Here is a 25,109-nt window from a genome sequence, read left to right on the forward strand (position 1 = left end):
ATGAACTACTTTAGACGAGAAACTATGTATGCTACTACAGCCTTTAGGAAGAAGCCTTTAAAAAAACAACAACTTAAGTTGTAAGTTGTTGTTTCTGCAGGCATTTATAATTCAGAAGCCATGACGATCGTACCTTTTGGCTGTTTGCTATCTGGCGTAGGTTCGTGTGAAATAGCTACAGCATCCCAATTGTGCTCACCAGGGAATGTTACAGGAAAGACAACAGCACCATTTCCATTCTCATCAGGAGTAAAGGTTCCAGCTCTGAATTTCTTGTCTCCTTCAATGAGCCAAACTTGGTACGTTTCAGTTCCTTGTACTTGTGTCATATTATTTGTATGCACAACAAGCTTCATCGTTTGATCATCTTGTACCATGGAGGCTACGCCTGTTGATTTCGTTTCTTCAGAAGCAAGCTGTACGGTTTTAAACGTTTTATTTATTGGCTCTTCTATTGCTTGTTCATTCTTATCATTTTCAATAAATAAATAAGCATTTGTACCAAGCGATAAAAGAAGTCCTGCTGCAAGCAAGCCAGTTATCCATGTTCTTGGTCTCTTTCTACGAATAGGTGATACAGAAACCGTTTCAGCTGATTTGTTTTTCTGGTTGATCGGTTTATCATGATCTACAGCTGTACCATCTTTTTTATCAGATGTAACGTTGAACAATATACGTTCCTTCATTCCGAGGGGAGGCTCTACTTCTTCTGATAAATATGGAAGATCGGCTGTGAGCTCTTGCCATTCGGCTAATTCTTCCTGACATTCAGGACATTGATTTAAATGAGCTTCAAATTCTTCTTTTTCTCTTCCCACTAACTTGTCATTAAAGTAATCCAGCAGGTTATCGCATTTTTTCTGCTCCATATTTATCCCCCCTCTCATCTGAATAAATCTTCCTCAAATGTTTCAGTGCAAGCCGTACTCTTCCTTTAACAGTGCCAAGAGGAAGATTTTTCTTATCAGCAATATCGGCCTGTGAATACCCTCTAAAGTAGAACAGATCGACAATATCTTGCTGCTCTTCCGTTAATGTAGCTACCGCTTCTTTCAGCAATGTTCTTTCCTCATTCCAGGTAACGGTCTCTTCTACACTTTCAGCACGCTCATAATCGATATCTCTCTCTAGTATTTCGACTTCATTTTTATTTTGTTTGCGTATTAAATCAATACAGGCATTTCTCGTAACTGTTAATATCCATGAAGAAAATTTCCCTTTTTCCTCTGTATAGATCCCTTTTTTCCGCCACAGTTTCATAAAAACATCCTGAACAGCCTCTTCAGCCATTTCCTTTTGCTTCACCATTTTATATGAAAAAGAAAACAACAGTTTTTCATAGCGGTCATATAACCGTTCAAGGGCTTCTTTATTTTCTTCTTGAACTTGTAGATAAAGTTCCCAATCAGAAAGTCTACCCATCTTTGTCTCCTTTACTGCACACAGAATAGTTACATAATAACAAAATGAGGCAGTATTTGTCTTTTATTATGATGGATGTATAAAGCTTACGTATGTATGAATCATTTGGATCACTACTTTTTCCATCATTTTTCATTAAGTTTCCCCTATTCTTTCCGATATAAAAGAATATCTAACACTTACAGATAAATGTATTTAGAAATTAAAAGATAAAGTGAGGAACACCAAAATGGATCGCACAAGTTTTATAGGGGTTATACTCGGAATTATTGCTATTGGTGTAGGAATGGTATTAAAGGGAGTAAGCCCGGTATCATTACTAAACCCGGCAGCATTATTAATTATTTTTGCAGGTACTGCTGCAGCCATTTTAATTGCATTTCCAATGAATGAAGTAAAGAACATACCGACTCTGTTTAAAATATTGTTTAAAGAACAAAATCTGATTGATATGAAGGAGCTTGTATCTGTCTTTATTGAATGGGCTACAATAGCGAGAAAAGAAGGCTTGCTCGCTCTTGAACCAAAAGCAGATGAAGTTGACGATCCCTTCCTGCAGCAAGGTATTAAGATGATTGTTGATGGTCAGCCGCCAGAATTTATTAAAGACGTACTCATGAAAGACCTAGAAACCATGGAAGACCGCCATGCAAGCAATGCCACGATTTTCACCCAAGCAGGTACATATGCTCCAACTCTTGGAGTATTAGGAGCGGTTGTTGGTCTTGTTGCAGCTTTAAGTAACATGAATGATATTACAGCACTTGGTCATGCGATATCAGCTGCCTTTATCGCAACTCTGTTTGGGATATTTTCCGGATATGTACTATGGCATCCTTTCGCGAATAAGCTAAAACGCAAATCAAAAAAAGAAGTGATGATCAAAGAAATTATGATCGAAGGTCTCTTATCCATTCAAGATGGAACTTCACCCAAAATTTTAGAAGAAAAACTCTTAACCTATATTCCGACTAGTGAACGCGATCAATATAAAGCGGGTGGTACAGTTGGCTAAAAAACACAAACATCATGAAGAACATGTAGATGAAACATGGCTCATACCTTATGCAGACATGCTTACATTGCTTCTTGCTCTTTTTATTGTTTTGTTTGCAATGAGTGAAATTGATGCTAAAAAATTTGAACAGATGGCTAGTGCGTTTCGAAACGAATTCACAAGCGGAACGGGAGTCCTAGAAGAACAAGCACCCATCCCAACACCTGACTCTACTCCGGTACCGGATGCTCAGCAAGACGTTATTTCAAAAGAAGAGAAAGAGCGGCTTGAAGAAGCAAAGAAAGAATTAGAAGCCTTAGAGAATTTACAAAAAAGAATTAATGCCTATATTCAAGCCAATAATCTTACTACAAGTCTTCAGACCCAATTAACAGAAAACGGGCTCTTAATCACCATTTTAGACAATGCTTTATTTGATTCAGGCAGTGCAACCGTAAAACCAGGCTCTAGAGAGATCGGTAAAAAGCTTTCAGACCTGCTCGTTACGAACCCTCCAAGAAACATTGTGATTGCCGGTCATACCGACAATATACCGATCAGCACGGCAAGTTTCCAATCAAACTGGGAACTTAGTGCCCTTCGCGGCATCAACTTTATGCGGGTTTTGCTCGAGAATCCTGCACTAAAACCGCAGCAAGTAAGTGCCAGCGGTTATGGAGAGTACAGGCCGAAAGCAGATAACAAAACAGCTGATGGCAGAGCTAAAAATCGCCGAGTTGAAGTTTTAGTGTTGCCAAATGTGAGCTTACAAGCAGTAAAATAACGGATAAAAAAAGAAGCAGGCTCCTAATCGTGGTTATTGACCACAGATTGAGCCCGCTTCCTTTTTATTTTTGTTCTTTTTGGATGGTATTGCTCGTATTAAAGCTCTCTAAAAAATGGATACGTTCAAGCATTGTAGGATGACCGTACAAAAACCATTTAACAATCTTAGGCGGGTTTACTTCACTTAATGAAACAGTAGCCAATTCCTGAAAAGCCCCTACTGCAGCCTCTTGGTTTTTTGTCATCTGAATCGCATAAAGATCAGCATCTCTTTCTGCTTTTCTTGACACAGCATTTTCAATGGGAGATACAGCGAAACTTAATAGTGAGAAAATTAAGAGCAGAGCCGGTAATGCAGCAAGGTCTCCTACCCCTTTTATCCCCCACGTTTTTCCGTACTTTTCTACCCATCTGCGATAAATCATATTTCCAAGCCATAGGCCCAAGAAAGATAACACAATCGATGATAGTAAGTTCCAATATAGATGGTCCATCACATAATGGCCGATTTCATGTGCCATAACGAACAATACTTGATTATCCGTTAACTTATTTAATGTGGTATCCCATAGGACGATTCTAAGATTAGAACCGATTCCGTTAACGTAAGCATTCAATGCATTCGTTTTTTCTGACATGTTCACTTCATACACATTTTCAGCTGGTATATCCGCTTTATCAGCAATATCAAGAATCTTTTCTTTTAATACTTCATCCTGAAGCGGATAAAACTTGTTATACAACGGATCGATCACAACAGGCTGAATAAAATAAAGGAACAGGGTAAACGGAATAGATAATAGCCAGGCATAGAGCCACCATCTCTTTTCGTTCCGTTTGATGAGCCAGTACATGACTGCGACCATAAGCGTTGTTAATACCCAGCTGATCCAAAAGTCAACGAGCCCATCTCTCATCCAGCTGTGAAACGACTGTACAGAAATTTTATATGATTTGGAAATGGTAAAACTGTAGTAGCGTAACGGAAACGTTAAAAGCCAGCTTACAAACGATAATAACAGTACGTAAACGCCTGTATGAACAATTGAAAATTTCGTTAACCCACTCGACGCTTTACGAAACCAGCCTGACAGGCCAAAACCTAACACAAACAGATAGATCAACCATTCAAGAGGCACAGATATAAAGTATAGAAAATCTTTAATTCTCGAGAAATCAGTACTCAACTCCAGTTCCCGATCGGTCATAAACATCGCTGGGTCTGCAGCAGATCCTTTTAAATGTACCGGAAGTGCCGATTCAGCTCCTTGGAAGAGGTAGTACCACATTAACGCTCCATAAATTGCGAACCCCACCAAAAATAACATGGATTTTTTCAAAACGTATGCCCCCCTTTAATACCTACTATAAAGTGTAGGGCAATTTGTCCAAATTAGAACAAGCTTTAAGATATATTTTCGAAAATCTCCTTAGAAAGCGTTCGCTAATGTACGGATAACCAACAAGTTCTCATGCTGTACCTCATGTTTGTTCTGCTGAATATAGATCGCCTTTAACCCCATCAGCAGAGCAGGTGCGATTTCGTTCATAAAATTATCCCCAATGGAAACTGCCTCATGAGGGTTGATCTGATACTCATTTAGAATGTTTTCTATTTTTTCTTTCGTCTTTAATGGTTTTTGTCCTTCTGTGTGAAGGGCATGAAAGATTCCATCAAGTTCAAGCTCATGTAAAAGTCTCTGAACATCCTCTCTTTCGCTGTTGGTTAAGAGAACCAGTTTTTTTGTTTGCTTTAAACGAAGCAAAGCTTGCTTTAAACCTGGTGTTTTCGTTAATTGAAAATGGTCTGTTACCATATATTCTTTTGTCGCGTTATAGCATTCCCACGTGTCGCTTTGCTTTAAACCATAATGCATAGCAGTCGCATAAGGCAGCCACCAGCCATCTCCAATGGCTATCAGACGTTCAAAATCATATACCAGATCTCCTCTGTATTCTTTCTTTATTTGCTCCTCCGTCCACTCTTCTCCATCGAAGGAAGTGACTTTTGTTACCTGAAGGCTCATAGGATCTACCGAAACGCTCGTATCATTTTGTATATCATACACCTTACCGATCGCAACAGGGTGAGTTCCGTTCTTCATACTTTCATAAGTATCCCAAAACGCTTGACTCTTTTCTTCAGGTACTCTCTTCTGCATCAGTCTGCAATAATAATCAAAATGATCGGTGTCTTCATAAAGTGTCCCGTCCAAATCAAATAGTAATAACTTTGCATCATCAATGATATTTCTCAAAATAGCATCCCTCCTTTTATCATTTTAGATTTCTCCTTTTAAAAAAGTAAAGGGAAGACCGTTGACAGGATTTTACTAATCTTGTATGTTAAAAGTGTACTATACACATTAATACACATATAGTATTTAAAGGTGGGATAAAATGATTTTGAATTTAGATCCCCGAAGCAATACACCCATATGGGAACAAGTTGTCCATCAAATTAAAGAACTGATTTTGAAGGAAATTTTGTTGCCAGAAGATAAGTTGCCTTCGGTTAGAGAATTATCAGCAACTCTCTTAATCAATCCAAATACAGTAAGCAAAGCGTATCAGGAATTAGAACGACAAGGGATTATAGAAACATTGCGGGGAAAAGGAACTTTCGTATCTGCCTCTTTTACCCCTAGACAAGATGAGCAAAAAATTCAAGAAATGAAACAGCAGCTCAAACAACTGGTTATTGATGCTTCTTATTTAGGCATCGATCACCTTACGTTATCAGAATGGATGAAGAAATATTCAAAAGAGCTTGGAGGGAAAAACGATCATGCTGAAAGTGAGTAATGTCAGCAAGAAGATAGATGGCCGGTTTGTTTTAGAGGATGTGAACATGACGTTACAGCCTGGAACGATTGCTGGAATTGTTGGACGAAATGGTGTTGGCAAATCCACACTGCTTCGAACGCTCGCTGGCATTCTAGATCCTGATCATGGACATGTGAGTTTTCAAGAAAGAGACATCCATATAAATCCGGAAGTCAAACAGAAGCTGACCTATGTTCCTGATTCTACGGAAATCTTAAAGTCTTACAATGTAAAAGAAATTGTCATGCTATATGATGCGATTTATAAAGATTTTGATGTGATGTATTTCTACTCACTGATGGATCGTTTTAAACTGCCTAAAAATAAAAAACTCAGAACGTATTCAAAAGGGATGAAGGCTTTATTTCTTATCCTTCTTTCTTTCTCAACAAAAGCAGAGTTTATTATTCTAGACGAACCTACAAACGGGCTAGATCCCATCGTAAAAAGAAGCATCCTTCAGTTTATTATTGAAGAAGTAAGCGAGCGGCAGCTTTGTGTGCTGATCTCAACCCATCATCTTGAAGAAGTTGAAAAAATAGCGGATGTCCTCATCATGATGAAAGAAGGAAAAATTGAATCGACAACATCCATTGAAGATGCGAAAACATCGTACCGGAAAGTTCAAGTCGTATACAAGCAAGCTTTGCCGGAGAAAATCGCAATTCTGAATTCTGTTTCCATTCTCTCTCAAACAGGCAGAGTGTACACGTTGATGATCAAAGGAAATATTGAGGCAACACTCGCTGCCATGCATGAAGAAAAACCATTATTACTTGAAGAGCTTCCTTTAACACTTGAAGATATCTTTATTTCATCGCTCGGAGGGGAATCACATGTTTCATAAAGCACTATGGATGCGTAATCAAAAAATTGGAGGTCCAGCGGTTTGGGCTGTTTATCTCTCTCTTTTCTTTTTCATGCCCATTTCGTTTTTTGGGAGTGCACAAAATTTACAATCTCAGGCAGAGCATTTTGCTGATGAAGGAATGTTTTTAAACTTTAGCTTTCATGGAAGAGAACTTGCCTTATTTCTATCTTTTATCATAGTTGGATTGGCCACATTACTTATCGGCCAGGAACGGACTACCCATTCTACCGATCTAACTTTTGCGCTTCCTTTCAAACGTAAAGACATTTTTCTATCAAAATGGATGTTTGGCATTGTTCATATTACAACTAGCATTTTGCTTAATTTGCTATTATGTATGGTTATCGTAAAATTTACGATACTTTCAGAAATGGTTGATGCTTCTTTTTTGTTAGAATTTATGATCTTGGTCATTCCTTTCTCCATCGCTATCTTTACGTTCTGTCTGTTTATTGGAACGATCGCGGGAAGTATGGTCTCCCAATTTTTACTGAGTGTCATTTTTTTATGGTTCCCAATCGGATTCTTTTGGTTGATCGGAACGTTCTTAACGTACCATGGCGTTCAAATTAATGAGGTTTATGATTTGCACGATCCCTTACATTCGTTTGGAGATTTTATGTCGGCAGCGACCTTACCAATCCCAGTTTATGAGTTTAGTTATTTTACGAATCTTGATGATAGCGTTTCAAACAGTTACACAAATATGCCTAACCCTTTCGTTTTCCTTTCTCCACTTCTTTATATGATCATTACGTTTCCTCTCGGGATTTGGCTATTTACCCGTTCAAAAAACGAGAACAACGGAAGATTGCTTGTTTTTGAAAAAGGAAAAGGGTTTTTCAGCTTTGGAGTCGTACTCTGTTTTGCATTAGCATTTGGTATGGCAGGAGGGGGCTTGTTTAATTCTAATAATACGCCTTCCCTTATCGGCTACTATGTTTCAGCTGGAATAGGCGGAATTTTATCTTATATTCTATTACGAAAAATCATTGGACTGCGATTATCAAGATAATTTTTTTAGGAGCGGATTCTTTCCGCTCTTTTTGTTTGTCCTCGCAACTATTGGGCATCCTTTAGAATGAGAAGTTTCGAAAGAGGGCTTACAATGGAAGGGATACTCATTACAATCTTTAGAACGGTTTTAGGGTTTGCATTTTTGCTATTTTTAACAAGGTTGTTGGGTAAGAAGCAGCTTGGCGAACTTACCTTCTTTAACTATGCAACAGGCATTGCGATGGGAAACATCGTGGGTGACATGGTGGTTCATAAAGAAATCACCGTATTGGAAAGTCTATCAGCTTTAAGTTTTTGGGCATTATCGGTTTTCTGTATAGAGTTCATAAATCGCCACTCCCAAAAAGCAAGAAAGCTTACGAATGGTGAGCCAGTCATCTTAATTAAAAAAGGACAGATCAGGCAAAAAGAAATCAAGAAGCTTCAGTTGACCATGGACGACTTATTGATGCTACTTAGGATTCATTCTGTCTTTGACATTCAAGAAGTGGAATATGCGATTATGGAACGAAATGGTCAATTAAGTGTTCTGAAGAAGCCTCTCAATGCTTCTGTTACAAAAGAGGACTTACAAATTGAGCCAAGAGTACCGAAATTCATTCCAACAATGCTTATCAGCAATGGAAAAAAGATTGCTCATCCTTTTAAAGAATTTAATTTAACAGATGAATGGCTTCATGAACAATTAAAAACTGCAGGATTACAGCATATAGATGAAGTTTATTTTGCTCAATTAACGGAAGAAGGCAAAGTCTTCTTTGTAAAAAAAGAAAAAAGCAGCTGATAGTTTTCAGCTGCTTTCATTCATCTTCCTTTATCTTCCTTTTTTCACTTCATGCAGAAGGTCTGGGAAGTTTGTAAATATTCCAGTAACGCCCCATTGGATCAGCTTTTTCATTTCTTCTTTCTCATTAACTGTATAAGGATGGATCTCAAGTCCATTTTGCACGGTTTTTTGTACATATGCCTGGTCAATCATCGAGCTGTTTGGACCGATTCCAATCGCGTACTTTTTGATAGCCTCTAGCTCAGCATCAGAAATTGCTGCAGGTGATGTATACCACATAAGCTGCACTAACTTTACAGATGGATCAATTTGGTTCATCTTTGTTAAACTTGCCGGGCTGAACGATTGAACAAGCAGCGTGTCTTTGTTGATTCCATATTTGTTTACTAAACTAACAAGGGCTTCTTCCATTCCCGGGTAAACTTCTGGTGATTTTGTTTCAATGTAATAGTTCGCATTTTTTCCGAACTTTTGGAACACTTCTTCTAATGTAGGAACTTTAAGCCCAACGTATCCAGGTTTAGCTTTTTCTGGATATTTCTCATTGAACCAGCTTCCTGCATCCAGCTTTTTAATTTCCTCAAGTGTATGATCTTTTACTTGACCCGTACCATTCGTCGTTCTGTCTAATGTTTCATCATGCATAGCGATGAGATGACCATCTTTTGTCATCTGAAGATCTACTTCTATATAGTCTCCATGCATCTTTTCACCCATTTTATAAGACTTAATCGTATGTTCAGGTGCATGACCAGAAGCTCCACGGTGTGCAACGTTTAAAATTTCTTTATCTTTTTCAGATGCATCAGCAGCAAATCCTGATCCCATAACGGATAGACTTAATGCTAGAGCACCAATAGTCATTTTAACACGATTTTTCATGGTGTTTCACTCTCCCTTTATTATCTGTGAACTACTTAATCACTTTAACAAGGAAGAATGAACAATCATTTACAGCAACGTAAATGGTATGTAAAGGTTTAAGAACAAAAAGAAGCTGATTCGACATATTCGAACCAGCTTTTGTAAGTCCACCTATTATTTTTCCAAAAACTTTTGAATAGCGAATGCCACACCGCTCTGATCATTTTCTTTCGTAACAAATGCTGCCATCTCTTTAATCTCTTTTACCGCATTCCCCATCGCTACAGGAAATCCTGCAATTTCAAGCATCGATACATCGTTGTAGTTATCCCCGATAGCCATCGTATTTTTTAACGAAATTCCTTTTAGTTCTGCAAATTTCTTAAGAGCAATGCCTTTTTGTGCTTCACTATGTGTGATCTCAAGGTTATTATCAGCAGATGAACTGACTGCTAATTGATCAACACGTTTTAGATGTTGAAAAGCACGCTGAAGTTTGGCGTTATCGCTTGAGAAAGCTAGAAATTTATATACTTCCAGGTCCTTATCGTCAAACAGTTTCGTGAAGTCTTCCACCACACTTACAAGACCTAATCGAAACCGGCGCAATGCTGCTTTTTCGATATCTTCATCTGTTGCCTCTGGATTAGAGGTTAATACGATGTCTTTCATTACTTCATACGCTTTTTCACGATTGTCTGTAAATGTACCTTTGCTTGTATACAATTCATAATAGATATCTTCTTCATCCAGTATCTCTTTGATCTCTTCGTATTGTGAAGACTGCAAAGGAATAGAGGATAAAATTTCCCACGCTTCAGATCTGATTTCTGCACCATTGACACATATAAGCGGAAGATGTAAATCAGCCTCTTCTAGGGCATGGCGCGCCTCATCATAGGAACGCCCTGTTGCTATGACAACATGGTGGCCATCTTTTACAGCCTGTAAAATGATCTTACTGTTTTCCTTTGTTACTTTTAATTGTTTATCTACAAGTGTTCCGTCCATATCAGTAGCGATTAATTTCATAAAACCATCCTTTATTGCTTAGTTCATTAATAAGTTTACCCAAAACCGTCAGGGTTCAACGATGCGCCTATTTTTTCGAGTGATTATAAAAAGGTGTAACCATACAATACGAAAATTGAAGATAGAACAACAACTATAACATTAAAGTTGAGCCATGCTGCAATAATTGCTGCCGCTGCTCCTATCACGCCATATAGATAAGATTCCGGATTAATTAGAAGTACCCCGGGAAAAATCAAGGCACCAAGTATGGCGAAAGGAACATTTTTCAATATGCCTTGCACCCTTGGATGTAAGTTGTTCGTATAAAATAAAACGAGCGGAAGCATTCGCGGAATGTACGTCACTAGACCCATTCCAATGATCACCCAAATTAGCTCAAGCTTCATTCCGCTCCTCCCCTTTCATAACAAACTCTATTGAAACAGCAGCGATCAATGTTGATAAGATAATACCCCACCCACCGTTTAATAGAGGGATAAATGAAAAAAGAGAATTCAAAACCGCTGCACTCCCTGCAAGTGCAACCACTTTACGGCTTTTCTTAGCAGCAGGAACGAGAAGGGCAATAAACATGGCATACAGGGCGATACCCATACTCGCTTGAAGTGATGGAGGTAACCCTGAACCCATGATGTATCCTACACCTGAGAAAACAACCCAGCAGCTGTAGGCAACAAGCCCCAGTCCTAACAAATAACTACCCGTTATCTTTTTTTCTAAAGACGTTGCTGCAACAGAAAACGTCTCATCTGTAATAAAAAAAGCGTATAGTGCTTTTAACCATTTGGGATCATCTTCTGCTCTTTCGTTTAAAGAGGCACTCATTAATAGATGACGAATATTCATGATAAACGTTGTAAGGATAAGTTCAGCTGCTCCACTCGCTGCAGCAATCATAGACAACGCGATGTATTGGGAAGCACCCGCAAATACAATGACACTCATGCCCACGGTCTCAAACAGGCTCAATCCGGCCGCTTTTGCGAGCAGACCAAAAGTAAAAGCAATCGGCATGTAACCAATTGCAATAGGCAGTCCTGCTTTTAGGCCCTTTTTCCACTGGGCGGGTGTATGTACTTTTGGAAGCGCAGGACTAGGCAGCATCGTCTTCTCATCTCCGTTTTTAAATTGTGTATAAATTGTATGGGGTCTGTCCCGGGGACAGACCCCTATCATTTTCAAAGCTTTTACTTCTCACCTGTTATCGTTCGCAAAATAAGGTCTACACTATCTGATGCTTGAAATTTCTCCATGTTTTTCATCATGCTCTCTTTTTCTGCTTTTAGTTCTTTTAGAGAATGAAGTAGTGTTTCTTTTGTTAAGTCCTCTTCATACAGAACGTGACAAAATCCTTGCTTTTTGAAGGATTGAGCGTTTAATATTTGATCCCCACGGCTGGCAGCTCTCGTTAGTGGAATCAACAACATCGGAATCTTCAGCGTCAGCCACTCAAAGATACTATTTGAGCCCGCGCGTGAAATCACAAAGTCTGTTGCCGCAACAACATCGGGCAGCTCACCTTGAATATACTCAAACTGGCGATAACCTTCTGTTTGCTGTAATATTTCATCCATGTTCCCTTTCCCGCAAATGTGAACAATCTGATAAGAGCGTAGCAACTCTGGCAAGGCATCTCTTAATGCTTCATTAATTTTGCGGGCACCTAAACTTCCGCCCATAATCGTTAACACAGGCAGATGATTCCTAAAACCTAAAAAGGTAAGTCCCTTTTCTTTCGATCCTTGAAGCAGTTCATCGCGGATCGGTGAGCCTGTAACAATCGCTTGCCCTGCTGCAAAGTGTTTTTTCGCTTCATCAAACGTTACAAAAATTTTAGAAGCAAACTTGGATGAAATCTTGTTAGCGAGTCCTGGTGTTATATCAGACTCGTGGATGTAAACCGGAATTTTCCGCAACCATGCTGCAATAACGACCGGAACTGCTACAAATCCTCCTTTAGAGAATACCGCATCCGGCTTAATTTTTCCGAGCCTGAGATAAGCTTGGGCAACCCCTGCTGCTACTTTAAAAGGGTCTTTTATATTCTTCAGATCAAAATAGCGGCGCAGCTTTCCGCTTGAAATTCCGTAATACGGAACATTTGTGCCTTCTTTTATTAAACTTTTCTCTATTCCATCAACAGAACCGATATAATGCAGGTCCCAACCCATTTTTTCTAATTTTGGTATTAAAGCAAGATGCGGTGTCACATGCCCAGCTGAACCACCGCCTGTTAAAACTAATTTTCTCAAGCTGCATTCCTCACTTCTTTTTATATCCGGCCGTATTTAACCGGATGTTATCTTATCGACATTTTAATATATGTGGCTGAAAAAAGAAAATGGCAGCTATGTCAGACAGAAGTATTCATTCACTGAGGTATTCATTTCGGTTTATTTATAGAATTTTTTCATAAGGAAAATTCATGTTTGATGGGCAAAGGATTTTTTTGATTGTCCAGACTACTCTTTTTTTCTAAAAGAAAAAAGCGGTCAATTTGGACCGCTTTCTTTCTATCTATTAAACAGAACTTTTCTCTTTTTTACGTGCAGGTGGTACGTGAATGGCTTTGCCGCTCACACTTTCTACTGCTTCAAGCCACGCTTCGTTTAGAGCGGGATGTGCATACACGGGATAAGCAAGGTCTTCTTCCCGTGCTACCATCTCTAAAGCGTATGTTCCCGCTTGTATCATTTCAACAGCGCCTGCACCCATCATGTGAATTCCTAGAATAACATCAGTTTTTGCATCAATAATCATCTTCGCTATGCCTTCTTTTTGGTTAAGAATTGAGGCAAAACCGTTCCCGTTCATCGAAAACTGACCCGTTTTCACTTCATATCCTTCACTGATCGCTTCCTGTTCTGTCATTCCAACAGATGCGATCGGAGGATTTGTATGCACCACATAAGGGACTAGGCTTAAGTTAAAAGCTGAGGATTGCCCCATCATATGTTCAGCTGCCGTTTTTCCTTGTTTGATCGCTTTTGACGCGAGTTTCATACCGATCGTACAATCACCCGCAGCGTATATGTTTGATAGGCTAGTTTGGCTATGCTCGTTTACAACAATAAAGCCCTTTTCATCACGTTCCAGAGCAATGGCCTCAAGACCGAGCGCTTCAACATTTGGGGTGTAGCCTCCTGCATAAAGAACGTGGGAGGCTTCGATTGACACCTTTTCATCCTGCTCTTTTAGTAACGCTAGTGTGATGGATTCCGATGATTCCCGAGCGCTCTCCCACTGATGGTTTTTAAACACTTTGATCTTATTTTTCTTTAAAACTCGTAGAAGTTCTTTTTCAAGACTAGCGTCTAAGTTAAACCCATCAGCTGAACTGACCAAAGTCACCTCACTGCCAAGCTGTTTATAAGCCATGGCTGCTTCTAATGCAAAATAATCATGACCAAAAACGACAAGGCTTTCTGGAATTTCATTCAGCTCCCATAAAGTGTGAGGTGTCATCAACCGATTGGATGGTTTGACTTGTTTCGGAAGTAACGGGGTACTTCCTGTAGCGATTAAAGCATGTTCAAATTCATACATCTCAAAATGATGCCCAGAATCAATACCAATTCTTTCACCTGACATAAACGATGCTGATCCTGTAAGATGCTCGATTTTATTGGCTTTTATTAAGGCTTCTACCCCTTTTTGAAGACCAGCTACTACACTCGTGTAATAGTTTGAGAAGGTTTCATATTCGAAGCTTGCTTCCACAACTGAGATACCCATCTGCTTATATTGCGATATCCCACAAAAATTAGCTGCTGTTTGGGTCAAGCTTTTCGAAGGAATACAGCCTTTATGAAGGCAAACGCCGCCAAGCTTTTCTTTTTCTATCAATGTAACTTCCATCCCAAGCTGAGCGGCTCGAATAGCCGCATGATACCCGCCTGGTCCGCCTCCGATAATGACAAGCTGTCGTTTAGTCGCAAAATCGCCAACAACCATTTATATCAACTCCAGTGTCATGAAGTATGGGTTCTCGATGAGTTCTTTTACTCGGTTCGTAAACATAACAGCCGTTGCACCGTCAGCAACACGATGATCGAACGACATAGAAACGTTCATCATGGAACGGATCACAATCTCATTCCCAACAACAACTGGTGTCTTCTTCGTTTTATGAAAAGCCATCAGAGCCACTTCAGGATGATTAATAATTGGGGTGGCTGCAATAGATCCAAGCGGACCAACGTTGGAAATCGTAAAAGTGCCGCCTGTCATGTCTGACCCTTTAAGCTTATTCGTTTTTGCACGGTTGATCTTATCCTTCATGTCTACTGCGATGTCTCTGACGTTTCTCTGTTCAACATGATGGATAACCGGCACAATCAGACCATCATCAGAGTCTGTCGCGATGCCGATATTGACGTTTTTCTCTAATCGGATCACTTCCTTTTCTTCATCGAGCTTGGCATTAAAGATCGGGAAGTCTTTCAGGGCAATCTGAATCGCTTTCACAAAGAAAGCTGCAACAGACACGTTCATGCCGCGTTTGTTTTCTGGATCGAGTGTTTTGAGCTGTTTTTTTATTTCCATTACAGCAGTTACATCGATCTCCTCAAAATGTGTCACATGTGGAATGGTTGCAAGAGATTGTACCATTTTCTTTGCGATCTGCTTTCTTCGTCCTTTAAAAGGAATCTCTTCAGCATCTTTTGAAGTATAGGAAGAAGCTGTAGTGATTGGTTCAGTTGCTGCATGCTCTGCCTTTTCTGCTGTTTTTGGTGCTGAACCATTCTCTATAAAATGATATACATCGTGATCCGTAACACGGCCCCCAGGTCCTGACCCTTCAATCTGCTCAATATCTACTCCGTTTTCACGCGCGATTTTTCTCGTGAATGGTGCAGCAAGAACCCGCTTCTTGAGAGTAGCGATCCCGCCTGTAAATACCGTATTTTTCGGCGATGCGACAATTTTATCGACAACAGGCTGTTCTTTAACGTTCACTGGCTCTTCTTTTGTTTTATTCCCTGACTGAGAGGCACCCGCTTCAATCGTAAGAATGACCGATCCTACTGTTACAACGTCGCCTTCTTTCACCTTTATATCTTTAATCGTACCGGCTGCAGGTGAAGGAAGTTCAGCTGTCACTTTGTCTGTTTGTACTTCAACAAGCGGCTGATCGACTTTTACCGTATCTCCCGCTTTTACAAAAAAGTGAATGACTTCTCCTTCATGCATACCTTCTCCTATATCATGCAGTTTCACTTCTACCATATGTTCCACCTCCTAAAATTGAGTGACTTTCTCAATCGCTTGTACAACACGTTCTGCACTCGGCAGGTAGTGGTCTTCTAGAGCAAACATCGGTACAGGTGTATCAAATCCGGTTACACGTTCAACTGGCGCTCTCATATGCAAGAACGACGTATCGTTAATGAGTGATAGAATCGTTTCTCCTAGTCCGCCCGTTCCTGGAGCTTCATGAACAATAACTGCACGGCCGGTTTTTTGAACGCTTTCTGCAATCATGTCCTTATCAAGTGGATACAAAGTGCGAAGGTCGATTACATCACACTTAATTCCTTTTTCTTCAGCGGTTTTCGCAGCTTTCGTCACGACGTCTATCATCGCTCCATATGCGAAGATACTCACATCTTCCCCTTCTTGCAGACGAGCAGCCTTTCCTAGTGGAACATTGTACTTTCCGTCAGGCACATCCATTTTTGTACTTCTGTAGCAGCGCATCGGCTCTAGGAAAAGAACCGGGTCTGGGTCTTCAATCGCTGAGATCAGCATTCCTTTTGCGTCATAGGGGTTAGAAGGGACAACAACCTTCATACCAGGCATCCCTGTAAAAAGTGATTCCACGGAATCGGAATGAATTTCAGGTGCCCTAACTCCTGCTCCAAAAGGTGCACGAATAACCATCGGTACGGTAAATGAGCCTAGTGTTCTTGCACGAATTCTTGATGCGTGTGTCATAATCTGATTGAATCCGGGATAGATGAACCCCAAGAACTGCATTTCTGCAATGGGTTTAAATCCGTTCATCGCTAGACCGATAGATGTTCCGATAATGCCAGACTCTGCCAGTGGCGTATCTATTACTCTTTGATCACCAAATTCTGCAACAAGACCGTCAGTCGCACGGAACACACCGCCGTTTTGCCCAACGTCTTCTCCAAGGACAATTACATTCTCGTGTTCTTTCATCATGACTCTCATGCCGTCAGTTACGGCTTGAACCATCGTTAACTTTTTTGTATCTACTAGCGTTGTCATTAGCGATCACCTCTTGAATGTGCATATGCTTCTTTTTGGCTGTCAATCGGCCAAGGATTTTGGGCAAACACATGATCAAACATATCGTTATAATGTGGCGCAGGCATCTCTTCCATCTCTTTTACCGCTTCTTCAATCTCAGCCGTTAAGGATGCTTCAAGGTCTTCAGCCCACTTCTCATCCCACATGCTTTCATTCTTCATAAAACGCTCTAAACGAAGAAGCGGATCCGTTTTTTCACGTCGCATTGCTGATTCGTTCTGGTCTCTGTATTTAGAAGGATCATCAGCCGTGGTATGCGCACCATAACGCCAAGTTAATGCTTCGATCAGTGTTGGTCCTTCTCCTTTACGTGCACGCTCTACTGCGGTTCTTGTATGGAAATACACCGCAAATACATCATTTCCGTCCAAACGGATGCCTTCCATCTCGTAAGCGACCGCTTTTTGCGCGATCGTTTTACTTTTCATCTGTTTTTCGATCGGAACGGAAATGGCAAAGCCGTTATTTTGATTAAAAAAGACAACAGGTACGTTGAACACGCTCGCAAAGTTCAAGCCTTCGTGAAAATCGCCCTCAGAGGTTGCACCATCTCCAAAATAAACAATGGAAGCACGGTCGGTCCCTTTTAGCTTTTCAGCCCATGCTGTTCCTGTCGCATGAAGAAGCTGTGAGGCAATGGGTACAGCTGGAGGAAAGATGTTTTTCCCAGCTGGAGGAACACATCCTTCTTGACGGCCTTTCCAATAAAGGAAAAGCGTTTTTAACGAGTGGCCAAATGTCATCGTTGCTGCATGGTCTCGATATGTCGGGAACATCCAGTCACCTTCTCCCATCGCCAAAGCGCTCCCGATCTGGGAAGCTTCCTGGCCTTCAAATGGGACGTACGTACCAATTCGTCCTTGCCGCTGAAGGTTAACGCCTTTACGGTCAAAAAGACGGGACCGAAGCATTTTGGTATACAGTTCTTTCGTTAGTTCCTCGGTAATCTCACTACGGTATGTTTCATCCGTCCACTCACCGTTTTCATTAATAATCTGCATCTTCGGAAAAAGTTTTTCCATAAAAGAATCCCTCCTTAGTTTCGAACCTGCCATTTTGGTCTTTTGTTATGAGCAAAAAAGCTATTGCGCTTTGATCGGGCTGCTAATTTTTCTTCACAAAAACGGTTAGCTGCTTCCATCGTTGAAACGCTGTTTCTCGTACTTTCACTATAAATTTGAATCAAGCTATCATAAATCGCTCTTGTTTTTGTCAGAACACGTGCTTTGTTCGGTCCGTATAGCTCATCGGCAACCTGAATCAAGCCGCCCGCGTTGACGATATAGTCTGGACCATAAAGAATGCCTTTTTGCTGCAAATACAGTCCGTGTTTATCTTCTAACAGCTGGTTGTTCGCACTTCCTACAACCGCTTTTACTTTTAACTGTTCAATCGTCTCATCGTGTAGGATTCCTCCAAGTGCGCATGGGATGAAGATATCAGCATCCACTCCATAAATAGCATCACCATCCACAACTTCTACGTTGCCTGGCAGCATCTCTGCACGTTCTTGAATTTGCTTAAGTGCTTTTTCATTGATATCTGTCACATAAATCTGCGCGCCTGCGGCAAGCAGCTGCTCTGCAACCTTAAACCCTACTTTTCCTAACCCTTGTATCGAGTAAGATTTGTCGCCGAGTTCATCCGTTCCTTCAAGGGTTTGGATTGTAGCTTGAAGACCGTATATAACACCTTGTGCTGTCGGCACAGACGAATCACCGCTCCCGCCATACTCTTCTGGAATTCCCACAATGCAGTTTGTTTCTTTTAATGCATGAACAAAATCATCCGGTGTCGTGCCCATATCAGTGCCAGTGTAAAAACGCCCGTTCAATGAATCGACAAACTGTCCGAATGCACGAAACAGCTCAGGTGTTCGTTCAGTTGTCGGGTCACCGATAATAACCGATTTGCCTCCTCCAAAATCCACATCTGCTCCTGCACATTTATATGTCATTCCTTTGGAAAGACGAAGAACATCCTCAAGTGCTTCATCAACAGATGTGTAAGGTCTCATCCTGCAACCGCCAAGCGCTGGTCCTAGAGTTGTGTTATGTATCGCAATAATCGCCTTCAGACCAGTAGATGGATCATTACAAAAAACGACTTGCTCGTGCTGTGAAATTTTCTCAAACATGTTGAATCCCCCTAGTGAATCTCTATTTCGCTTTGTTTCTTTTGCGCTTTTATGCTTTAAAGTGTAAGCGCTTTCATTAGTGGTTAAAAAAATATTTATACTTTCATTTCTTCAATTTTTTGTGAAATAGCTGTTCTTGGCAAGATATATTGTGTCACTTCACCTTCACCTACAACTGCTTTTCCGTTATGAACCGTCACATCACAAACAACGGCTTTCCCTTTTAATTTCCGTAAAGTGGCTGTAATGATAAGTTCTGCGCCTTCTGGTGTAGGAGCTAGATGCTTTGCCATAACGCCACCACCTATACCTTCTTCATGGTCTTCAAGATATGGCAATATGATCTGCCGGGCTGCCCATTCCATATGGTAGACCATGCTGACAGTAGAATAAGCTGGATGAACCAGCTTCCCTTCAAATTGAGCGAACATATCGGGTGTCACTGTAGCTGTGATTGTGGCTTTTTGGCCAATCTCCATGCCTGGTTTCATGCACACACCTCATATCTTTCATCTAATTTATATAACGTTTTCTTAACGTAATCATATCATTTTGTGTGATAAGCGGTCAATGAATCGCCTAGGCTGAAGTGAAGTGATTTCATTTACATATTTTGTAAAAATATGTGATGACGATCGATTTTTATGTGATTGCGGCAGCTATTTATGTGATGAAGTTTGTATTTTATGTGATAAATAAAACTTTTTATGTGATTAATCATTCAAGCGAACTTCAGCAGCTTAGATTGCAGCACGTCATCTTACATAAAACGAGCCAAGAACCCTGCCACTGATCACGTGACAGGGTTCTTTCACCTTCAACACTATCTGTTATCGTCAATCTGCTTCAATATTTCCTTCACCCGAGCATGATCCTTCGGTGAATCATCCAGATGGTTCCACAAAACTTCGCCTTCACGCGAAAACAGCCATGAGCTTCCTTGAACATTTACATCCTGATTTTTTACAGCGCTAAAGAAAAGCTCTCTCTTTTTCTCTTCTTTTGGCACAATATCGCTCAGTTTGGCTTTGCCGCTCAAAATTCCCGCGCCAACATACATTAAGCTCTTTAAAGTCGTAAAGCGGTGATTCCCAAACTCACGGTATATATTCAGCTCTGGATCACCATGAATTTCAAAAGGAAATGGACCTTGTACGTCAAAAAACTTTTCAATCTGCTCCCGATCAGCAGGTGAAACAATGACTACTTTTACCGATCTTGCCTTGAATTCCTCGTATGACTTACGCAACTGCGCAAGATAGTGCTGACAAAACGGTCAGCCTAGGTGTCTGACTAATACTACGAGGGTTTGATCATTTCCAAACAACTTCTTTAAAACAACACCCTCGGAATGGTCAGGCGAAACGAGCCTATGATCTAAGTTCATAAGACTTCTCTCCTTTTATATATTCGGATATTCTTGTGAAAGAGGATGAATCATAATTTCATCCACAACCATGTGTTTCGGAGCACTCGCCATATAGGCAACAGCCTCAGCAATATCTGTCACTTTTAACCAGTCTTCTTTAAAATCTAGACCAGGCTCACTGTCAGCAAAATACGTATCGATCGCACCCGGATTAACTGTACCTACACGTACTCCAAACTCGCGGAGTTCTTGTGCGAGAGAACCCGAGAATCCTTGCACAGCATATTTGGTAGCTGTATAAACAGATCCGTTTGCGATCGTTCTGCGGCCTACATCAGAAGATATTGTAATGATCGTTCCTTCTTTTCGTTCTTTCATATGAGGAACAACCGCTGTACTACATAAAAATACTCCTTGAACGTTCACTTCAAACATGTGTTTAAAATCTTCTAGAGAATGTTCTTCTGCCAGTTTGAATTGTCCTACACCCGCATTGTTTACTAGAATATCAACCTGCCCAAATTGATCAAGCGTTTGTTTAAAAAGATCTGCCACATCGGCTTCGTTTGACACGTCCGCTTTTACAGCTAGTACATCAAAACCTTTATTCTTTAATTCCTCAGCAGTTTGAAAGATGCCATCTGATGAACCGACTAACGAGAGCTTTGCACCAAGTGATCCTAATTTTTCAGCAATCGCTTTCCCGCATCCGCGAGTAGCGCCAGTTATAACCGCAACTTTATTTTGAAGCATGATAAAACCATTCCTTTCCCTTTCCTTCTAAACTCTATTATAAGCATAAAAAAGACGCAGAACCAATAATGGCCTGCGTCATCTATAAATTAACCCGTAATCATTTTAAATACGCCAAGTGTGTTCAAGAAAACGATAAAAATAATGATTGGTACAAGGTAGCGAACGAGCATAAGCCATAGTGCAAACCCTTTTACCGTTACAGAAGATCCTGCTCTAAACTCTTCCAGCAGTAGATCCTTCGGGTATCTGTACCCTACGAACAAAGCGATAAACAAAGCTCCTAGTGGAAGCAATATGTTACTAACTAAGAAGTCTAGTAAATCAAAAATGGTCTTATCAAATAACATAACATCAGAGAGGATACCCATGGACAGTGCGGATGGAATACCTGCGATAAAGATCAGCAACCCAATGATCCACGACCATTTTGTACGGTTTGTTAACGTTCCTTTTGTTATCGATGCAACAATGATCTCAAGCATGGAAAAAGCTGAAGTTAATGTTGCGAATAAGAATAGTGCCAAGAAAATAATAAAGAAAAATTGTCCAAAAACGATTTGATCAAATACCGCAGGAAGAACAACGAACAATAATCCTGGTCCTTCTGTCGGTTCCAGTCCTAGTGAGAATACCCCTGGGAAAATAGCCAATCCAGCTAGCAAGGAAATGACTACGTTTAAAAGAACAATCGTTGTAGCTGATTTAGTTAGACTCTCTTTCTTACTCAAGTAAGAACTGTACGTTACCATTACCGATATACCTACACTTAGTGAGAAGAACGACTGACCAAGGGCGAACAGAATATCATCTCCGCCAATCTCTGAAAAGTCAGGCAGCAAGAAGAATTTGACGCCTTCCATCGCATTGTCGAGCGTTAGAGAACGAACGATCAAAACGACGAACAAAACAAATAGCGCTGGCATCATAATTTGGTTCGCTTTTTCGATTCCGTTCTTAATTCCGCGACTAACAACGAAAATCGTAATAATCATAAAAATGAACTGTGAAAGCAATACAGGCCATGGGCTTGAGATGGATTGACCAAAAAGGGCACCAAAGTCATTGTTGAAAAAGTCGCCTGAAAAGCTCTGTCCAAGATAAAGAACAATCCATCCACCGATTACACTATAAAAGGATAATAAAATAAAGGCAGTTGCTACACCCATTCTTCCCAGCCATGGCCAGGCAGAACCTGGTGCGAGTGTACGGTAAGCAGAAACGGCTTCCTTCTGTGCACCACGGCCGATCACAAACTCAGCCATCAATAACGGAAAACCTACTAAAAAAGTAAACAATAAAAAGATAAGGAAAAAGGCTCCACCACCGCTTGTCCCAACAACGTAAGGGAATTTCCAAATCGCTCCGAGTCCTATTGCCGATCCTGCAGCGGCTAGTATAAAGGCTAATTTCGACGTCCACTGATCTTGCTGTTTCATTTTACATTTTCCTCCCCTGCTACAAATACAACTAGATTACATTAAACGCTTGTTTAATAAACTAATTGTTTCTTTCGCTTCATTCATCATGTCATCAAGCAGCTCTTTTACTGTCGGAATATCATGTATCGCTCCTGCTATCTGACCGCTATTAATAAAACCGTTCTCCAAATCCCCTTTTACAGCACCTAAAATATGATGGTCCTCTGTTGTATGTTGATGAAATTCTTCAGGTGTGACGCCGTTCTTTTCGAGTTGAATCAACTTCTGGGCATAAGGTGTATCGTAAATTCTTCTAATCTTTCCTGTTGATCGGCCGACAATTAATGTTTTGGTGTCATCTGCTTGTAGAAGAGATGTTTTATAAGCGTCGTGGAAAGGAGCTTCCTTCGTTGCGATAAAACGAGTACCCATTTGTACCCCTTCTGCGCCTAGAGCAAATGCAGCAGCCAATCCTTTGCCATCAGCAATGCCTCCTGCAGCAATAACTGGAATAGAAACACTTTGGCAGACTTGCGGAAGCAAAACCATCGTTGTCGTTTCATACGGAGAATTCAATCCTGCCGCTTCATACCCTTCTGCTACGAGCAAATCGGCTCCGGCAGCTTCTGCTTTCTTAGCGTGATAAACAGATGCGATGACCGTTATTACTTTAATTCCGTGTTCTTTTAACTTCGCTATGTAGGGGGCCGGATTTCCTGCAGAAAGAGAGACGACTTCCACGTTATGCTTAATCACAAGCTTTAGAATTTCTTTTACGTTTGATGCAACGGTTAAAGGTACATTAACAGCAAATGGCCTCTCTGTCATCCCTTTTGTTGCAATAATCAAGTTTTCAACTTCCTCAGGGTACATCGTACCGGCGCCAATTGTTCCTAAACCGCCTGCATTGGATATGGCTGCTGCGAGCTCTTTATTGCTCACATTGCCCATTCCCCCTTGAATAATCGGGTATGTAATGCCTAATTTTTCACAAACTGAATTCATTTCTTCCACCTCCCGTTTGTTCCTTTGTTATACTGAACCTATTCATCTACAATAAGGGGGCTCATTATGAAACACACATTTAATGGTAAAACTCCACAAATACATGAAAGCGCTTTTATCGCACCAGGTGTACATGTTATCGGTGATGTACAGATCGGCGAAGGCTCAAGCATCTGGTTTAACAGTGTTCTTCGTGGTGACGAAGGGCCAATTACAATCGGTAAAAAAACGAACGTTCAGGACAACTGCACACTTCATCTTTACGAAGGATTCCCGCTCGTTTTAGAAGATGAAGTATCGATCGGTCATAACGTCATTCTTCATGGCTGTACCATTAAAAAGGGGGCACTCGTAGGCATGGGCTCAACTATCCTTGATGGAGTCGAGATTGGAGAGCAAGCTTTTATTGGTGCAAACACACTTATTCCTCCAGGCAAAAAAATCCCGCCGCGTGTTATGGTCATGGGGTCACCAGGAAAAGTGATCCGCGAATTGAACGACGAAGATCTAAAGTTGATACAGCTTACGATCGATACGTATTATGACAAAGGCAAGCAATTTACAGCTGAATCAAAAAAGTAAAAAAGCAGCACTTTCGTTTTTTTCAGGCGAAAGTGCTCTTCTTTTTAAGAACGGTTTTCTTGAATAAGTGGATGTGTCAAAACATCATACTTAGAGTTTTTCTTAACAGAATTTCCGCTTGTATAGATACTTTCAAAAAAACGGCTTGCTGGCAATGCCAATGCACGATAATAATCACTGAATAAAGAGGCTGCATGATCTCCAAGCCATTGTGAAGGCAATAATTCTTGGGGAAGGCCCGGATCAATGAACAAAAACTTGCGATATTCGTGAACAAGCTTCGTCCGTTCTACAAAACATTCACCATCCGTCATCTCGCCTTTTTCGATCTTGTTCTTATCGATCACATATTTTTGTGAATAGGTTACGATAAACTCATTGTATCTTTCATTAATATCGTTTAAATCCCAGCATTCAGACACAAGCTTTGTGTTTTCATTCGGTCCGTTGTAAACGGCCGTAAAGGAATGGACATAGTCTTCAATCGCATATTTATCAATCATGGATTGAATCTGCTCAGCCGACTGATGCGGGGATATCCAAAAGCTGTTTGCTAACAGACCGAAACCGCTCCATACCAATTCTTTACGAAGTTCATCCCGAATGCTTCTCTTATCTTCAGGAATGGTATATGTAAACATCGTCCATTCCCCGTCCCACGGCTCCTGCTGCAACTTAAATATTCTTTTTGCAGCTTCTTCAATCCGCTTTTTGCCGCGCTCCGTTAAATAATAATAACTTTTGTTGCCTTGCTTTCTTGCAGCGATCCAGCCTTGTTTATTCATTCTTGAAATAGCAGCTCTAACCGCTTGTTCATTATGACCAAACTCCTCTAATAAACGGATCAGGCTGCCGATCCATATCTCACTTCCATAATGACGGATATAATCGCCATAAAGAGTAAATATCATTGAACGTGTGTTTAAACTGTTTTGCATCTTCATAACCTCATTTGTAC

The 25,109-nt window shown here is 40.6% G+C and carries 26 protein-coding genes and 1 pseudogene; 7 read left to right on the plus strand and 20 right to left on the minus strand.

The window, feature by feature from the left end; all coding sequences use genetic code 11:
- Positions 1-104: 104 nt before the first annotated feature.
- A complete protein-coding gene (locus tag KUV80_RS14630) occupies positions 105-869 on the minus strand; it encodes an anti-sigma factor domain-containing protein (protein ID WP_222463681.1) in 765 nt (254 codons plus the stop codon).
- A complete protein-coding gene (locus KUV80_RS14635; protein ID WP_222463474.1) occupies positions 847-1,422 on the minus strand; it encodes an RNA polymerase sigma factor in 576 nt (191 codons plus the stop codon). Before KUV80_RS14635 ends, KUV80_RS14630 begins: the two co-directional genes overlap by 23 nt.
- A gap of 229 nt (positions 1,423-1,651) precedes the next feature.
- On the opposite strand from KUV80_RS14635, the gene motA reads away from it, so the two are divergent.
- A complete protein-coding gene (gene motA, locus KUV80_RS14640; protein WP_222463475.1) occupies positions 1,652-2,437 on the plus strand; it encodes a flagellar motor stator protein MotA in 786 nt (261 codons plus the stop codon).
- The gene (gene motB / locus KUV80_RS14645; RefSeq protein ID WP_222463476.1) at positions 2,430-3,203 is read left to right on the plus strand and encodes a flagellar motor protein MotB; all 774 of its coding nucleotides are present in this window, start codon (positions 2,430-2,432) and stop codon (positions 3,201-3,203) included. Before motA ends, motB begins: the two co-directional genes overlap by 8 nt.
- A gap of 64 nt (positions 3,204-3,267) precedes the next feature.
- Here motB and KUV80_RS14650 read toward each other — a convergent pair whose 3' ends face one another.
- Together KUV80_RS14650 and KUV80_RS14655 are read right to left on the minus strand one after the other, a co-directional pair.
- On the minus strand, positions 3,268-4,545 hold the full coding sequence (locus KUV80_RS14650) for a M48 family metallopeptidase (RefSeq protein ID WP_246625233.1): 1,278 nt from the start codon (positions 4,543-4,545) through the stop codon (positions 3,268-3,270).
- A 90-nt stretch (positions 4,546-4,635) separates the two neighbouring features.
- Positions 4,636-5,463: an HAD family hydrolase gene (locus KUV80_RS14655; protein ID WP_222463477.1), complete on the minus strand. Its 828-nt coding sequence runs from the start codon at positions 5,461-5,463 to the stop codon at positions 4,636-4,638.
- Between the two features lie 142 nt (positions 5,464-5,605).
- Between KUV80_RS14655 and KUV80_RS14660 the strand changes: the two genes are divergently transcribed.
- The 4 genes from KUV80_RS14660 (at position 5,606) to KUV80_RS14675 (ending at position 8,703) form a co-directional block, all read left to right on the plus strand.
- Positions 5,606-6,010: a GntR family transcriptional regulator gene (locus tag KUV80_RS14660; RefSeq protein WP_246625234.1), complete on the plus strand. Its 405-nt coding sequence runs from the start codon at positions 5,606-5,608 to the stop codon at positions 6,008-6,010.
- Positions 5,994-6,878 carry an ABC transporter ATP-binding protein gene (locus KUV80_RS14665; RefSeq protein WP_222463478.1) on the plus strand — a complete coding sequence of 295 codons (885 nt, stop codon included), beginning with the start codon at positions 5,994-5,996 and terminating at the stop codon, positions 6,876-6,878. The genes KUV80_RS14660 and KUV80_RS14665 overlap by 17 nt, the downstream gene beginning before the upstream one ends.
- Positions 6,868-7,917: an ABC transporter permease gene (locus tag KUV80_RS14670; RefSeq protein ID WP_222463479.1), complete on the plus strand. Its 1,050-nt coding sequence runs from the start codon at positions 6,868-6,870 to the stop codon at positions 7,915-7,917. Before KUV80_RS14665 ends, KUV80_RS14670 begins: the two co-directional genes overlap by 11 nt.
- Positions 7,918-8,010: 93 nt before the next feature.
- Positions 8,011-8,703, plus strand: a complete 693-nt coding sequence (locus KUV80_RS14675; RefSeq protein ID WP_222463480.1) for a YetF domain-containing protein — start codon at positions 8,011-8,013, stop codon at positions 8,701-8,703.
- Between the two features lie 30 nt (positions 8,704-8,733).
- Here the strand turns inward: KUV80_RS14675 and KUV80_RS14680 are convergent, their stop codons facing one another.
- The 15 genes and pseudogenes from KUV80_RS14680 to KUV80_RS14750 form a co-directional block, all read right to left on the minus strand.
- Positions 8,734-9,588, minus strand: a complete 855-nt coding sequence (locus KUV80_RS14680) for a glycerophosphodiester phosphodiesterase (protein ID WP_222463481.1) — start codon at positions 9,586-9,588, stop codon at positions 8,734-8,736.
- 156 nt (positions 9,589-9,744) lie between these two features.
- Complete coding sequence (locus tag KUV80_RS14685) at positions 9,745-10,602, minus strand: Cof-type HAD-IIB family hydrolase (RefSeq protein ID WP_222463482.1); 858 nt, start codon at positions 10,600-10,602, stop codon at positions 9,745-9,747.
- An 83-nt stretch (positions 10,603-10,685) separates the two neighbouring features.
- A complete protein-coding gene (locus KUV80_RS14690; RefSeq protein WP_222463483.1) occupies positions 10,686-10,991 on the minus strand; it encodes an AzlD domain-containing protein in 306 nt (101 codons plus the stop codon).
- Positions 10,981-11,709, minus strand: coding sequence for an AzlC family ABC transporter permease (locus KUV80_RS14695; RefSeq protein WP_222463684.1), 729 nt, complete (start codon positions 11,707-11,709; stop codon positions 10,981-10,983). The genes KUV80_RS14690 and KUV80_RS14695 overlap by 11 nt, the downstream gene beginning before the upstream one ends.
- Before the next feature lie 83 nt (positions 11,710-11,792).
- Positions 11,793-12,857, minus strand: coding sequence for an undecaprenyldiphospho-muramoylpentapeptide beta-N-acetylglucosaminyltransferase (locus KUV80_RS14700; RefSeq protein ID WP_222463484.1), 1,065 nt, complete (start codon positions 12,855-12,857; stop codon positions 11,793-11,795).
- A gap of 268 nt (positions 12,858-13,125) precedes the next feature.
- Entirely contained in the window at positions 13,126-14,559 is a 1,434-nt protein-coding gene (gene lpdA / locus KUV80_RS14705) for a dihydrolipoyl dehydrogenase (RefSeq protein ID WP_222463485.1), read from the minus strand.
- On the minus strand, positions 14,560-15,834 hold the full coding sequence (locus KUV80_RS14710; RefSeq protein ID WP_222463486.1) for a dihydrolipoamide acetyltransferase family protein: 1,275 nt from the start codon (positions 15,832-15,834) through the stop codon (positions 14,560-14,562).
- Between the two features lie 12 nt (positions 15,835-15,846).
- A complete protein-coding gene (locus KUV80_RS14715; RefSeq protein ID WP_222463487.1) occupies positions 15,847-16,842 on the minus strand; it encodes an alpha-ketoacid dehydrogenase subunit beta in 996 nt (331 codons plus the stop codon).
- Complete coding sequence (gene pdhA / locus KUV80_RS14720; protein ID WP_222463488.1) at positions 16,842-17,906, minus strand: pyruvate dehydrogenase (acetyl-transferring) E1 component subunit alpha; 1,065 nt, start codon at positions 17,904-17,906, stop codon at positions 16,842-16,844. Before pdhA ends, KUV80_RS14715 begins: the two co-directional genes overlap by 1 nt.
- Positions 17,907-17,920: 14 nt before the next feature.
- The gene (locus KUV80_RS14725) at positions 17,921-19,021 is read right to left on the minus strand and encodes a Leu/Phe/Val dehydrogenase (protein ID WP_222463489.1); all 1,101 of its coding nucleotides are present in this window, start codon (positions 19,019-19,021) and stop codon (positions 17,921-17,923) included.
- 95 nt (positions 19,022-19,116) lie between these two features.
- Complete coding sequence (locus KUV80_RS14730) at positions 19,117-19,512, minus strand: thioesterase family protein (protein WP_222463490.1); 396 nt, start codon at positions 19,510-19,512, stop codon at positions 19,117-19,119.
- A 332-nt stretch (positions 19,513-19,844) separates the two neighbouring features.
- Positions 19,845-20,285: pseudogene (locus KUV80_RS14735) on the minus strand (AhpC/TSA family protein); the annotation flags it as partial.
- A gap of 138 nt (positions 20,286-20,423) precedes the next feature.
- Positions 20,424-21,143, minus strand: coding sequence for an SDR family oxidoreductase (locus tag KUV80_RS14740; RefSeq protein ID WP_222463492.1), 720 nt, complete (start codon positions 21,141-21,143; stop codon positions 20,424-20,426).
- 89 nt (positions 21,144-21,232) lie between these two features.
- Positions 21,233-22,582 carry a sodium-dependent transporter gene (locus tag KUV80_RS14745; RefSeq protein ID WP_222463493.1) on the minus strand — a complete coding sequence of 450 codons (1,350 nt, stop codon included), beginning with the start codon at positions 22,580-22,582 and terminating at the stop codon, positions 21,233-21,235.
- Positions 22,583-22,618: 36 nt separating this feature from the next.
- Entirely contained in the window at positions 22,619-23,578 is a 960-nt protein-coding gene (locus tag KUV80_RS14750; protein ID WP_338083507.1) for an NAD(P)H-dependent flavin oxidoreductase, read from the minus strand.
- 57 nt (positions 23,579-23,635) lie between these two features.
- Between KUV80_RS14750 and KUV80_RS14755 the strand changes: the two genes are divergently transcribed.
- Complete coding sequence (locus KUV80_RS14755) at positions 23,636-24,151, plus strand: gamma carbonic anhydrase family protein (RefSeq protein ID WP_222463495.1); 516 nt, start codon at positions 23,636-23,638, stop codon at positions 24,149-24,151.
- 44 nt (positions 24,152-24,195) lie between these two features.
- Here the strand turns inward: KUV80_RS14755 and paaX are convergent, their stop codons facing one another.
- Complete coding sequence (gene paaX / locus KUV80_RS14760; RefSeq protein WP_222463496.1) at positions 24,196-25,089, minus strand: phenylacetic acid degradation operon negative regulatory protein PaaX; 894 nt, start codon at positions 25,087-25,089, stop codon at positions 24,196-24,198.
- Positions 25,090-25,109 lie beyond the last annotated feature (20 nt).

It is taken from the genome of Fictibacillus nanhaiensis (assembly GCF_019801215.1).
In the GTDB taxonomy this organism is placed as follows: Bacteria; Bacillota; Bacilli; order Bacillales; family Fictibacillaceae; genus Fictibacillus; species Fictibacillus nanhaiensis_C.